Source organism: Bradyrhizobium sp. WYCCWR 13022, from assembly GCF_030435535.1.
Classification (GTDB): domain Bacteria; phylum Pseudomonadota; class Alphaproteobacteria; order Rhizobiales; family Xanthobacteraceae; genus Bradyrhizobium.
This window is the reverse complement of the sequence record NZ_JAUIZJ010000030.1, coordinates 14839-28410: the sequence shown is the minus strand read 5'-3', so window position 1 is coordinate 28410 and position 13572 is coordinate 14839. Positions and strand designations below refer to the sequence as shown.

The following is a 13572-nucleotide window of genomic DNA, read 5'->3' as shown; positions in this document are numbered from 1 at the left end:
GACCATCCCGGAATGACGAACGTTTGGATTGCGCCGCGTCGGCGCACCCGCCAAAATGTTGCTCATTGCCCCCAACAGAACCCATCGGAGGACACCATGGGAACCAGCATCACTTTCAAGCGTCCGGACGGCAAGGACGCCTCGGGCTATCTGGCCAATGCCGCACGCGGCAATGCGCCGGGCGTGGTCGTGATCCAGGAATGGTGGGGCCTGTCGGACCAGATCAAGGGCCTGTGCGACCGCTTCGCGCTCGCCGGCTTCGATGCACTGGCGCCGGATCTCTACAAGGGAAAGGTGGTGCCGTATCACGATACGGACGCGGCCGGCAAAGAGATGAACTCGCTCGACTTCATGGACGCCACCACACAGACCGTGCGTGGCGCCACGCAATATCTGTCGCGCAACGGCGCCAAGGTCGGGCTGACGGGCTTCTGCCTCGGCGGCGCCGTGACCATCATCGGCGCGGTGCACGTGCCGGAGCTCGCCGCCGGCGTGGTGTTCTACGGCATCCCGCCGGAGCAGGCGGCCAAACCCGCCGACGTGAAGATCCCGCTGCAGGCTCATTTCGCCAACAAGGACGATTGGTGCACGCCAGAGCTGGTCGGTGGCTTCGAAAAGGCCATGAAGGCCGCCGGTAAATCGCTCGAACTGTTCCGCTATGACGCCGAGCACGCCTTCGTCAACGAGCAGCGCCAGGCCGTGCACGACCGCGAAGCCGCCGAGCTTGCCTGGGGCCGGGCGACGGAGTTCTTCAAAAAGCATCTCGGATGATACCGGGGCGATCGGGCGGGGGCAGCGGAGCATGTCGACGACGTCTCTCATGCGCCGCGTCCTTGGCGCGATCGTCCGTTCGACCATCGGCATTGGCGTCCTCGCTGCGGTGACGACGGCTCAGGCCGCGGCACAGCAGGCATTTGTGACCCTGAACGGCGATCCGAAGAAGGAGGCCTGGTGGGTCATCGCGGAATTCCATCCGTTCACGACCGAGGTTCGCGGCATACCTGCGAACCAGATCCGCAAGAGCTGGTGCAAGGCGACTGAATTCCGCAAGGATCTCATTCCAAGGGAACTGCTCTTCGATGGCAACACCGATGCCATGGCCGCGGTCAACATGTCCTTCGCGATCGAGGGGCATTTCGATGGCACGACGACGAAGCAGGTGGCGCTGGTCGGCGTCTTTCAGGAGTGCGCCGGCGCGAAGGGAAGGTTCGTCCTGATCATCGATCAACCCGCTGGCGGAAAGCCCAAGATCCGGTTTGTCAGCGCCGTGCGCACGGACCGTCAATTCGGTGCTCTTCAAAAGGGGAAGGATGGCGCGCTGGTCACCTCGGCATGCATGGAGTGCGACGAAGGCTCTGTCCTGAAATGGGATCGGAAGAAACGCCAGTTCGACTGGGTACCTCAGGGCGACGAGCTTTAGTTAGGCGCAGGCAATCGCCGGCTGACGGCCGTTTCAGCCCGAACTGGCGTAGGTTCCGGCCCTTGACGCCGCCCCCGCGTCATGGTGATTATCCCGCCCATGAGCACCGCAGCCCGCCCATCCCGTCGTTGGTGGCGCACCTCCTAAGAGGTGGCCGGTGCGATTTGCTTTCCCAAAATCGTCTGAGGTCGCCAGCACAGCGCGGCGGCCTGATCGTTTGTCCTGTGTGGCGTTCCCTCGGCAAGTTTCGTAAGAGGACCCCATGAACAGGACAGTCTTTGCTCTTCCACCCAGAAGCGATTACGTCACCCGCGGCGGTCTCGCGATCACGCGCGTAGCCGAACAGTTCACTGGCGGCGCCAACCGTCTCGACGATCTCGTCAGCCTGCTCGACCGCCGCCGCGGCGTGGTACTGTCCTCGGGCACGACCGTGCCGGGCCGTTACGAGAGCTTCGATCTCGGCTTCTCCGATCCGCCGCTCAGGCTCGAAACCGTTGGCGTCAATTTCAAGCTCGAAGCGCTGAACGAGCGCGGTCAGGTGCTGATCGCCTTCCTCGCCGAGGTCCTCCACGAGCCCTGTGTGGTGATCTCGGAGAAGACCGCGACGCGCCTTGCCGGACATATCATCCGCGGCGAAGCGCCCGTCGAGGAAGACCAGCGCACGCGTCGCGCCAGCGTGATGTCGCTGGTGCGCGATCTCGTCGCCGCCTTCTCCGCCAATGACGACGGGCTGCTCGGCCTGTTCGGCGCTTTTGCCTACGACCTGGTCTTCCAGATCGAGGACCTCGTGCAGAAGCGCACGCGCGAAAATGACCAGCGCGACATCGTGCTCTACGTCCCCGATCGCCTGCTCGCCTACGACCGCGCCACCGGGCGCGGCGTCGTGCTCAGCTACGATTTCGCCTGGAAGGGCCAATCGACCGAAGGCCTGCCGCGCGAGACCGCCGAGAGCCCGTACGTGAAAACCGGGCGCCAGGGTTTTGCCGACCACGCGCCCGGCGAATATCAGGCCACCGTCGAGACCGCGCGCGCAGCCTTTGCCCGCGGTGATCTGTTCGAAGCGGTGCCGGGGCAGCTCTTCGCCGAGCCCTGCGAGCGCTCGCCGGCCGAAGTGTTCCAGCGTCTCTGCGTCATCAACCCGTCGCCCTATGGTGCCCTGATGAATCTCGGCGAGGGCGAATTCCTCGTCTCGGCGTCACCGGAAATGTTCGTGCGCTCCGATGGACGCCGCGTCGAGACCTGTCCCATCTCTGGCACGATCGCGCGCGGCACCGATGCCATCGGCGATGCAGAGCAGATCCGCCAGCTCCTGAACTCGGAGAAGGACGAGTTCGAGCTCAACATGTGCACCGACGTCGATCGCAACGACAAGGCGCGCGTCTGCGTGCCCGGCACGATCAAGGTGCTCGCGCGCCGGCAAATCGAGACCTACTCGAAGCTGTTCCACACCGTCGACCATGTCGAGGGCATGCTGCGCCCCGGCTTCGACGCGCTCGACGCCTTCCTCACCCACGCCTGGGCCGTCACCGTGACAGGCGCGCCGAAGCTGTGGGCGATGCAGTTCGTCGAGGATCACGAGCGTTCGCCGCGGCGCTGGTATGCCGGCGCGATCGGCGCGGTGAACTTTGACGGCAGCATCAATACCGGCCTCACCATCCGCACCATCCGCATGAAGGACGGTCTCGCCGAGGTCCGCGTCGGCGCGACCTGCCTGTTTGACTCCGATCCCGCCGCGGAAGACCGCGAATGCCAGGTCAAGGCCGCGGCGCTGTTCCAGGCGCTGCGTGGCGATCCGCCCAAGCCGCTGTCGGCCTTTGCCCCCGATGCCACAGGTTCAGGCAAGCGCGTGCTGCTGATCGACCACGATGACAGCTTCGTCCATATGCTGGCTGACTATTTCCGGCAAGTCGGCGCCAGCGTCACCGTGGTCCGCTATGTGCATGCGCTCGACATGCTCGAGCAGAAGAGGTGGGACTTGCTGGTGCTGTCGCCCGGCCCGGGCCGCCCGGAGGACTTCGGGATCAAGAAGACGATCGATGCGGCGCTGGCGAACAAGCTGCCGGTGTTCGGCGTCTGTCTCGGCGTGCAGGCGATCGGCGAATATTTCGGCGGCGAGCTCGGCCAGCTCACGCATCCCGCCCACGGCCGGCCCTCGCGGGTGCAGGTGCGCGGCGGGCGCTTGATGCGCAATCTGCCGAACGAGATCGTCATCGGCCGCTATCATTCGCTCTTCGTCGAGCGCGACAGCATGCCGGACGTTCTCGATGTCACCGCCAGCACCGAGGACGGCGTCGCCATGGCGCTCGAGCACAAGACCCTGCCGGTCGCCGGCGTGCAATTCCATCCGGAGTCGCTGATGTCGCTCGGCAACGAGGTCGGATTGAAGATTGTCGAGAATGCGTTCCGGCTGGATGCGCCGGTCAATTGAGAGGCACCAATGACTTTTGACCACGATTTGAAGGCGAGCGTCCGCACCATCCCCGACTATCCCAAGCCGGGGATCATGTTTCGCGACATCACGACCTTGCTCGCGGATGCGCGCGCCTTCCGCCGCGCGGTCGACGAGCTGGTCAATCCCTGGGCCGGCAACAAGATCGACAAGGTTGCCGGCATGGAAGCGCGCGGCTTCATCATCGGCGGCGCGGTCGCCCATCAGCTCTCGGCCGGATTCGTGCCGATCCGCAAGAAGGGCAAGCTGCCGCATACCACCGTGCGCATCGCTTATTCGCTCGAATACGGCATCGACGAGATGGAGATGCATGTCGACGCGATCCAGCCCGGCGAGCGCGTCATCCTGGTCGACGACCTCATCGCCACCGGCGGCACCGCGGAAGGTGCGGTGAAGCTGCTGCGCCAGATCGGCGCCAATGTCGTCGCCGCCTGTTTCATCATCGATCTGCCCGAGCTCGGCGGTGCCGCGAAGCTGCGCGCCATGGACGTGCCGGTGCGCACGCTGATGACGTTCGAGGGGCATTGAGCCGCCGGGGCTTTCTTTAAATCACCTCGGCCTTCATCTCGTCCCGCCAATGCAGCACGCGCTCCTTCAGCAGCGCGTTCCTGACATAGGCACTCTCCTCATCCTCCAGTCGCTCGCATTCGCCGAACGTCAGGCCAGCCTCGCCATGTGCGTTCCAAGCGGCCTGGAGGCTGCGGCAGGGGTGGCCGCCCTGGCGCAGGGTGAACCAGATGCGGTTCTGGATGGTCTCGAGATTCGGGGCCTGGCCGACCCAGACCATGCCGGAGGCGCCGCAGCGGATCACGTAGATGCCCGCAATGGTCTTCCGCTCCTTGTAGGCGGCGATGGCTGCTTTCCGGTTCATGCTCACGGGAAGGTCTCGCTGAGAAATGCTGTTGTGCAGCCTCAGTAACGGCTGGGCCACCTTGTGTAAATACTACCCGGATAAAATACTCACGACCGTTGCAGGATCAGGCTGAGCTCGAGCTCGCGGAAGGCGAGGTAATTGCGCCGGACCCACTGGTGCAGCTCCGTCGATGAATCCTTCTCATGGCGCAGATAGCCGGTGAAGGAGAAGTTCAGCCGGTCGATATAGGTCTTGAGGAAGCCGGGCAGCGCGGGCAGGCGGAACAGCCGGCCGCCGGCCATCGCGGGCGGCAGTTCGCCGCGGACGACGAATTCGTTGTCGACGGTGATCAGGTTCATCCGCGGGATCTGCAGGCGAAGCGTCTCGTGGGCGCGGGCCGAGACGCGGTCGGTGTCGGCGACAAAGAGAATCATTGGCGCGACATGCCGGCGCGCCGCCTCCTTGAGCAGGCCGATCTCGTCGGTCATCTTGAAGAACTCGTCGAAGGCGTGGAAGCCGAGGTCGATGACCTTGGCGAGCCCGTCATCGACGATGACGCGGTCCATCAGCTGCATCTTGCCGTAGGTGTCGATGACATCAGCCGTCTCGGTCACCTTCGGCAGGTAATCGAGCAGCGACGGCTCCTTCAGATTGACGTCGAAAGCCGCGACATTACCGTTCTTGAGCAGGAGGAATTCGCTCAATAGCCGCGCCAGCAGCGTCTTGCCGACCTGCGGGCGGGGCGAGCAGATGATGTAGAGGGGCGTCGCGGACATCGACAGCTATATCAGGCCAACTTACCGCCCAATCCAGCCGTATCAGCCCGGCCTTCGCAACTATTTTTCGCTGTTGCGGGTCACGGGTTTCGAACCGACGATGTCGGTCAGGCGGATGCGGTCGAATTCGCTCCAGACGTTGGCCAGCCAGTGCCGGACATAGCCGCGCAGCACGAAGGAGTAGTTCGCGGCCTCGTCGTGGATGCCCTTGTTGGCGACGAATTTCAGGAACGGGACGGACGACACCTCGACCTGCTCATAAGCCATTTCGTTGAGCTTCGGGATGGTCAGTTCGGTCGCATCCTTGATGCGGTGGAAGTAGGAATTGTAGGTCGCCTGGTCCCACTGGAAGAACTGGGTGTCGTTGATGAAGTTTTTCACCAGGAAATATTTCGCGCCGGTCATGAAGCCGGCGGTCTCGGCGATCTCCTCCAGCGAGGCGATCGAGGGTCCGAGGATGTGGAACACCGCGAAGGTGATCTGGCCTGCCTTGGCGGCGTCGAGGAAGCCGATGTCGCGCAGCGAGGCCAACGCGGGCGAGAGCAGGCCGGCGCGAACGTCGATGACGGTCACCGACGGGCTGACAGCGTTGAGCGTGTCGAAAATCTTCATCTGGTCGGCCGTCGTCGTCATGTCGACGATCTCGGTGATCTCGGGGTGGAAGCGCTTCAGGGTTCCCCGCGGCGACTCCGTGTCGAACGCGCGCGTCGGCACGTTGTTGGCGGAAAAATAATCGAGCAGGGTGCGCGATACCGTGGTCTTGCCGACCCCGCCCTTGTCCGCGCCCACCACAACCACTGCCGGCTTTGCCATTGCTGTCCCCTAACGCGCGCCCCCGATCGCGAGGTCGCAATCGGCCGGGCCCCAAATCGATGTCCCAAGGATAGTCCCGAGTCTGCTGTTGGGCGCGAACATGGCAGAAACAAGGGAGAATTCAAATCTCCGGTATCCCGTTGAAGCAATTCCCGGAGTTTTTCCCAAAGGTCGTGAAACCGGCCCAGGAAACGACAGAAGACACGGCAGTTCAGTGGCGGCCCCACGGACCCATGGGATTGCCGATTGGATTGGGTAGCGGATTGCCGGCTGCGGTTCCGGACGCGCCTGGGGTAGGGACGGGCGGTGGCGTCGACCGACCGCCCGCATCGTTCCACGGCCCCTGCGGTACTGGCGGCGGGGTGTCCTGCTGACCGGCCTGCGCTTCGGGTACGTCCGTGGGAGGCTGTTCCGCCTCATCGGATGGCGGTGGCAGCGGACCGGGATCGTGGCCGCCGGCGAATTTGACCAGCGCGTCGACGCGGGACTGCACCGAGGGGTGGGTGGCGAACAGATCGGAAAAGCCTTCGCGCGGATTGTCCAGGCACAGCTCCATCACCGCGGAGGTTGCGCCGGGCAATTCGCCGCGGCCCTCGATCTTGCGCAGCGCCGAGATCATGGCGTCGGGATTCTTGGTCAGCTCGACCGAGCCGGCATCGGCGAGATATTCGCGCGAGCGCGACAGGGCGAGCTTCACCACCTGCGACACCAACCAGGCCACGACGATCAGCACGACCGCGATGATGATCACGATCACCGCGCCGCCGCCGGAGTTCTTGTTGTCGTTGCTCGACGACGACGACCGCGACGACGAGGAGGAGCCCGATGACCACGACCCGCCACCGGAGCTCCAGCTCAAATTGGTGAACAGGCGGAAGAACAATTCGCCGAAGAATCCGACCACGCCGGCGATGATCACGGCAACCACCATCAGCTGCACGTCGCCGTTCTTGATGTGGGTGAGCTCGTGGCCCAGCACCGCCTCGATCTCCTGGTCGTTCAGCGACTTCAGCAGACCCGTGGTGACGGTGACGGCATATTGCCGCGGGTTGAGGCCGGTCGCGAACGCGTTCAGCGCTGGCGATTCCATGATCTTCAGCTTCGGCATGGTGATGCCGCGCGAGATGCAGAGATTTTCGAGCAGATTGTAGAGGCGCGGCTCCTCCTGCCTGCTAACGTCGTGGCCGCCGGTCACGGCGTCGATCATCGACTGGTGGAAGAAATAGGCGATGACGATCCAGGCGATCGCGCCGGCTGTTGCAAAGGGAAAGGCGACGATCAGGTCGTGGAGGGCGCGGTTCAGATAATAGGCGACGGTCTGATTGCCGTTGAGGACGACCTCGGCGACCAGCGCGCCGGCATAAACGAGCACATAGACCAGCGCGAACAGGCCGGCGAGCAGCAGCATCGAACGGAACTTGTTCGAGGCGATGTGCGTGTAGAGACCATACGCGGCCATGACGCGTTGCCCTGCCGGCCTACAGGCTCAGATCAGAATTTCACCTGAGGGGTGGCCTCGACCTCGGTGCGGCTGGCGCCGAGATCGAAGAAGTCCTTCTTGGTGAAGCCGAACATGCCGGCGAACAGCGCCGCAGGCATCTGCTGGATGCCGGTGTTGTATTCCTGGACCGCGTTGTTGAAGAAGCGGCGGCTCGCCGCGATCTTGTTCTCGAGGTCGGACAGCTCGGATGCGAGCTGCTGGAAATTGGCGTTGGCCTTGAGGTCGGGATAGGCCTCCGACAGCGCGATCAGGCGCCCCAGCGCGCCCGAGAGCTGGTTCTCGGCGGCGGACACCTGCGCCGGCCCCTGCGCCGACATCGCCGAATTGCGTGCCTTGATGACGTCGTCGAGCGTGCCGCGCTCGTGCGAGGCATAGCCCTTCACGGTCTCGACCAGGTTCGGGATCAGGTCATGACGCTGCTTGAGCTGGACGTCGACATCGGCAAAGGCCTGGCCGACGCGCTGGCCCAGCGCCACCAGCCGGTTGTAGGCGCTGAAGGCGAACAGCACGAGGACGACGATGACGCCGAGAACGATCCAGCCGGTCGACATGGAAAACTCCTGAAGGGGAATTGGGGCGGGCAGCGTAAACCAAAACGAGGCCGGGGAAGAGCCCCGCGCGGAGGGAAGGTAAGGCTTGGTCGGAGTGGGAGCTATCCGAGTTCAAGGGAAAAGCGCTTAACGGGGTTAACTTTCGGACAGGCGGCCGATTCGGATGAGCGCCTCAGAACTTGGTATCGAGCCTTGGTATCCCGGTCGCTTCGGAGAGCCGTGCCGCGACCCTACCGGCTTCCTGGACGGTTTTTTCTTTGATCGGGATGTCGTGCCGCCTCCCGCCGAGCAGTTCAACATAAACGCCGTACGAAGCATGGCCGTCGGTCTCGTATTCGATGCGACCGACCGCGCGGCATTGGTCGAACGGGCCATCGACGATCGTCTTGCCCCATCGGCCGAAGTAACGGCGAGTGATCCTCAGTCTCCTTGCATCAAGATCGACGTGAACAGTTGTTCGCTGAGACGAAATGGAGAAGAACATGCACGCCAGCAGCAGCCATAGGACGACACTGAATCCTGCGACGTCCGAACCTGAGATAGCCGCAACGACGGCAAGGGCAACTGAGCCCGCCGAAATCATCCAGATTGCTGGGGAGCGCTTCCGATCAAATACCAGGACCGATGAGGTGCTTTTCGCCATAAGGCGATTTTACCTCAATTCGCAGTCGCACCCCAGCGCCAACGTCGCGCGTCCGCATACGCGGCCTTGTCTCGCCGTGGCACCTTCGCGAGGCCGGCCCCATCCTCGGTGCAGAGCTTGGCCGTGATCTCGGCCTTGCCGACATCCGGCGGGGCCAGCACGCGTGCGGCGCGGGTCGCCGGCGGCGTGCGGGTCAGGGCGACGTAGATGAAGCGCTCGTCCTCGAACGGCACCTCGGCGCCCTTGATCTGGCGGTGAGCTTGCGAGCGTGGCAGGCGCTGGTTGAAATGGCACCAGTCGGGCGCTGTGAGCGGGCAGGGCTTTTCGTGCGGGCAGGGTGCTGCGACGGAGGCACCTAGCGCGATCAGTTGCTGGCGCAGCGCGAGAATGCGGGCATAGCCGGCTGGCGTGCCGGGCTCGATCACGACCAGCGCGTGGCGCGCTTTGGCCCACATGGTCTCCGCGAGCTTGCGCTGGTCGCTCTCTGTGAGCTCGCCGATGATGTAGCTGGCGACGACGAGATCGGCTTGCGAGGCCTCGGCCAGGTTGGTGGCGGCATCACCGGGCAGATAGCGGCAATCCGCGAGGCGCGAGCTGTCGCGTGCCAGTTCGAGTGCGAGCCGGCTCAGCGTGGCGTTGGCATCGAGCAAGGTAAAATCTTGTAGTGAGGAGAAGGCTTCGGCTGCGGCCCAGCTTGCGGTGCCCGGGCCTGCGCCGACGTCAAGCAGTGTCTCGGGGGCGAAGTCCGGCGCGATCTCGGTGAGCGCGCTCAGGCTTGCCGCGACCGCCGCATAGGTCGCCGGCATGCGTGCCAGCGCATAGGCGAGCGCGTCAGCTTCCGATTTGATCGTGCCGGAGCCGCCACCCGCGCGATAGGTCGTCGAGATCTTTTGCGAGCGCTGCGCGGCGTCCGTGCGCGAAAAGCCCTGGAGGCGGGCGTCGAGCGCGGCCTTGAGTTCGGCGGGGAGGGTGGGTGAGATCATGTTGGCCTGCCGTCATTTCCGGGATTCGCTGCGCGAACCCGGAATGACGGCAGAGATATCACGCCACGTTCTGGTCGAGAATGTCCACGGCCTCGGACAGGCTCACCGAGACGAGCTGCGAGACGCCGCGCTCGGCCATGGTGACGCCGAACAGACGGTTCATCCGCGCCATCGTGATCGGGTTGTGCGTGATGATGACGAAGCGCGTATCGGTCGAGCTAGTCATTTCGTGCAAGAGGTTGCAGTACCGTTCGACGTTGTGGTCGTCGAGCGGCGCGTCGACTTCGTCCAGCACGCAGATCGGTGAGGGGTTGGTCAGGAACACCGCGAAGATCAGCGCCATCGCGGTCAGCGCCTGCTCGCCGCCCGAGAGCAGCGACAGCGTCTGCGGCTTCTTGCCTGGCGGCTTGGCAATGATTTCGAGGCCGGCTTCCAGCGGATCATCGCTCTCGATCAGGTGCAGCGCCGCCTCGCCGCCGCCGAACAGCTCGACGAACAGGCGCTTGAAGTGGTTGTTGACGACCTCGAACGAGGTCAGCAGGCGCTCGCGCGCTTCCTTGTTGAGGCTCTGGATGCCCTGGCGCAGCCGCTTGATGGCCTCGACCAGGTCGTCGCGTTCGGTGACGAGACCGGTGTGCTGGGTCTCGACCTCGCGCAGCTCTTCCTCGGCGCGCAAATTGACGGCGCCGAGGCGCTCGCGGTCGCGGCGCATCTTTTCGAGGTCTTCCTCGATGTCGTGCAGCGGCGGCAGCTCTGCGCCGGGCTCGATCTCGGCAAGGCCGGCCACGGCCTGCGGCTCGACTTCGAGCATGTCGCGGATCTCGCGCTCGATGTCCTCGAGCCGGCGCCGGGAGCCTTCCATGCGCTCCTCCGCGCGCGCCGTGGCCTCGCGCGCGCTGGAGAGCGCTTCGAGAGTCAGCTTGGCGACGCGGTCGGTCTCGGCCATCGCGGTCTCGGCGGTGGCGAGCGCATCGGCGGCCATGCGGCGGTCGTTCTCGGCGTATTCGATCTCGGTGATCAGCGCGCTGCGCTTCTCGGCGAACACGGCGGGCGCGTTCTCGAGCTCGCTGCGCTCGATCGTGAGTTCGGCGATACGGGCCTGGATGGTGTCGATATGGGAGGCCGCGCTCTCCTTGCGGTTCGCCCACTCGGTGCGCTCGGCAAGGATCGCCTGGACGCGGCGGTCGGCCAGCTCAGCCTCGCGCGCCAGCGCCTGCGCCTCGGCGCGGACCTGGGCGGCGATGCGGCGCTGGCCTTCGATGTCGCTGCGGACGGCGGCAAGACGCGTCTCGGTATCCTCGCTCGACGGCAGCTCGCTGATGCCGGCTTCGGCGTATTCGTAGGCGGCCTCGGCCTCGGCGCGGTCGGCGGCAAGGCGGCTGTGCGCTTCCGACAGCGTCGCCTTGCGGGCGGCGTGGCGGCTGATCTCGCGCTCGGCGGCGGCGTGGCGCTCGCGCGCGACGTTCAGCTCGCGCTGCGCGGCACGCATGGCTTCGCGGCTGGCGCCTTCGGTGCTGGCCGCCATCTGCAATTCGGACTCGGCATTTTCAAGCGCCTGACGCTTGATCTGCGCGTCGATGCGGGCCTGCTCGAGCTCGTTCTCGATGTCGACGAGGCGGGCGCGCTCGGCGAGACGCCGTGCGGCACCGGTCGGGGCGTGCGCGGCGGCGACGAAACCGTCCCAGCGCCAGACGTCGCCCTCGGGCGAGACCAGCCGCTGGCCGGTCTTGAGCAGCGAGACCAGCTCGGCCCCGCGCTCGCGCGGCACCACGCCGATCTGCGCCAGGCGGCGCGTCAGCTCGGCCGGCGCCTGAACATGGTTGGCGAGCGGGGTGACGCCTTCGGGGAGCTCCGGATCGCCTTCGGTGTGTCCGACATTGGTCCAGCGCATCGGTGCCGAGGGATCGATCGGCGCATCGAGATCGTCGCCGAGCGCGGCACCGATGGCCTTTTCAAAGCCCTTGTCGACGGTGATGCCGTCGATGATCGGCGGCCACAGATTCTTGGTCTCGCCGTTGACGATCTTGGAGATCGTGCGCGCCTCGGTGTCGAGCCGCTGCACGCGCTTGTCGGCTTCGACCAGCGGCGAGCGCGAGGATTCCAGCGTCTGACGGGCGGCAACATGCGCGGCTTCGCTCGCCTGGGCTGCGGCTTCGGAGGCCGCCAGCGTTTGCTCGGCGGTCTCGACCGCGGCGGTCAGCTCGTCGAGATCGCCGAAGCCGCCGGTGTCGGCGGCCAGCTTCTGCTCTTCTGCCGTGACGTTCGCGATCTCCTGGTCGAGGCGGGCGAGCTTGTCGCGGTGAGTGCGGACGTTGGCTTCGAGCTGGTTGCGCTTGGCGGTGAGGTCGGCGAGCGCGGTGGTGAGCTCGGAGAACTGCTGCTCGGTTTCGGTCAGCACCGCCTCGGCCTCGCCGACGCGCTCGTCGACGCCGGAGCGCTTCTCGACGCGCGACTTGATCTCTTCCTTCAGCTCGGAATCTTCGGTGTCGAGCCGCTGCAGCGCGACGTCGGCGTCCATGGTCTGCTGCTGGGCGCGCGAGATATCGCCTTCGAACTGGGCGAGACGGCGTTCGAGCTCGGCGACACGCTCCTTGGCGCGTTCTTCCTCGCGGTCGAGCAGCTCGCGGGCATTGGTCAGGCGCTGAAGGCCGGCGGCGGCGCGCGCTTCGGCATCGCGCAGCGCCGGCATTTCGGCGGCGCGGATCGCCTGGATGCGGGCGGCTTCGGCCTGGTGCTGGGTGCGCTCGGCCATCTCGCGCACCGCGAGATCATGGGTCTGGCCGGATTCATTGACGTCGGCATGGGCGCCGATCCAGCGCAGGTGAAACAGCGTGGCCTCTGCCTTGCGGACCTTGGCCGCGACCTCGCGATAGCGCACGGCCTGGCGGGCCTGCTTCTTCAGGCCTTCCATCTGGCCGGAGAGCTGGCCGATCACGTCCTCGACGCGGGTGAGGTTGGTTTCGGCCGCCTTCAGCCGCAGCTCGGCCTCGTGGCGGCGGGCATGCAGACCGGCGACACCGGCGGCATCTTCCAGCACGCGGCGGCGCTGCTCGGGCTTGGCCTGAATGATCTCGCCGATCTTGCCCTGGTGGACGAGGGCCGGCGAACGCGCGCCGGTGGCGGCGTCTGCGAACAGGATCTGCACGTCGCGCGCGCGCACGTCGCGGCCGTTGATGCGATAGACCGAGCCCGCTTCGCGCTCGATCCGGCGGGAGATTTCCAGCAGCTGGCTGTCGTTCATTGCCGCAGGCGCGGTGCGATCGGCATTGTCGATCGTCATCGTCACTTCGGCGTGGTTGCGCGCCGGACGGTTGCCGGAGCCGGCGAAGATCACCGCGTCCATGTCGGCCGCGCGCAAGCTCTTGTACGACGTCTCGCCCATCGCCCAGCGCAGCGCCTCGACGAGATTCGACTTGCCGCAACCGTTGGGTCCGACCACGCCGGTCAAGCCGGGCTCGATGACGAAGTCCGTAGGCTCAACGAAGGACTTGAAGCCGTGAAGGCGCAGGCGGGTGATTTTCATAAGCACGCATCTCTGTTGGCAGGCGCGAATCCCCCTGCCGGGACAATACCATGGAAGGCA

General features: G+C 65.4%; 12 protein-coding genes. 4 read left to right on the top strand and 8 right to left on the bottom strand.

All coding sequences use genetic code 11. From position 1 onward, the window contains the following. Positions 1–96 precede the first annotated feature (96 nt). The 4 genes from QY049_RS33230 (at position 97) to QY049_RS33215 (ending at position 4397) form a co-directional block, all read left to right on the top strand. The gene (locus tag QY049_RS33230; RefSeq protein WP_194477341.1) at positions 97–771 is read left to right on the top strand and encodes a dienelactone hydrolase family protein; all 675 of its coding nucleotides are present in this window, start codon (positions 97–99) and stop codon (positions 769–771) included. Between the two features lie 49 nt (positions 772–820). Then, on the top strand, positions 821–1420 hold the full coding sequence (locus QY049_RS33225; RefSeq protein ID WP_301270407.1) for a hypothetical protein: 600 nt from the start codon (positions 821–823) through the stop codon (positions 1418–1420). Positions 1421–1682: 262 nt separating this feature from the next. Next, positions 1683–3848 (top strand): anthranilate synthase component I, encoded by a 2166-nt coding sequence (locus tag QY049_RS33220; RefSeq protein WP_258762853.1) that lies wholly within the window; start codon positions 1683–1685, stop codon positions 3846–3848. A gap of 9 nt (positions 3849–3857) precedes the next feature. After that, entirely contained in the window at positions 3858–4397 is a 540-nt protein-coding gene (locus tag QY049_RS33215; protein WP_011085277.1) for an adenine phosphoribosyltransferase, read from the top strand. Between the two features lie 16 nt (positions 4398–4413). Here the strand turns inward: QY049_RS33215 and QY049_RS33210 are convergent, their stop codons facing one another. From QY049_RS33210 to smc, 8 genes are all read right to left on the bottom strand, one after another. Beyond that, positions 4414–4746 carry a GIY-YIG nuclease family protein gene (locus QY049_RS33210; protein ID WP_258762852.1) on the bottom strand — a complete coding sequence of 111 codons (333 nt, stop codon included), beginning with the start codon at positions 4744–4746 and terminating at the stop codon, positions 4414–4416. An 83-nt stretch (positions 4747–4829) separates the two neighbouring features. Further along, positions 4830–5498, bottom strand: a complete 669-nt coding sequence (locus tag QY049_RS33205) for a hypothetical protein (protein WP_258762851.1) — start codon at positions 5496–5498, stop codon at positions 4830–4832. Positions 5499–5558: 60 nt separating this feature from the next. Beyond that, complete coding sequence (locus QY049_RS33200; RefSeq protein ID WP_194477336.1) at positions 5559–6311, bottom strand: hypothetical protein; 753 nt, start codon at positions 6309–6311, stop codon at positions 5559–5561. A 211-nt stretch (positions 6312–6522) separates the two neighbouring features. Beyond that, positions 6523–7770 (bottom strand): M48 family metallopeptidase, encoded by a 1248-nt coding sequence (locus tag QY049_RS33195; RefSeq protein ID WP_258762850.1) that lies wholly within the window; start codon positions 7768–7770, stop codon positions 6523–6525. 32 nt (positions 7771–7802) lie between these two features. Beyond that, entirely contained in the window at positions 7803–8363 is a 561-nt protein-coding gene (locus tag QY049_RS33190; protein WP_258762849.1) for a LemA family protein, read from the bottom strand. A 172-nt stretch (positions 8364–8535) separates the two neighbouring features. After that, entirely contained in the window at positions 8536–9006 is a 471-nt protein-coding gene (locus QY049_RS33185; protein ID WP_258762848.1) for a hypothetical protein, read from the bottom strand. 14 nt (positions 9007–9020) lie between these two features. Continuing rightward, positions 9021–9989 (bottom strand): small ribosomal subunit Rsm22 family protein, encoded by a 969-nt coding sequence (locus tag QY049_RS33180; protein ID WP_258762847.1) that lies wholly within the window; start codon positions 9987–9989, stop codon positions 9021–9023. Between the two features lie 58 nt (positions 9990–10047). Then, complete coding sequence (smc, locus tag QY049_RS33175) at positions 10048–13512, bottom strand: chromosome segregation protein SMC (protein WP_258762846.1); 3465 nt, start codon at positions 13510–13512, stop codon at positions 10048–10050. Between the last annotated feature and the right edge of the window lie 60 nt (positions 13513–13572).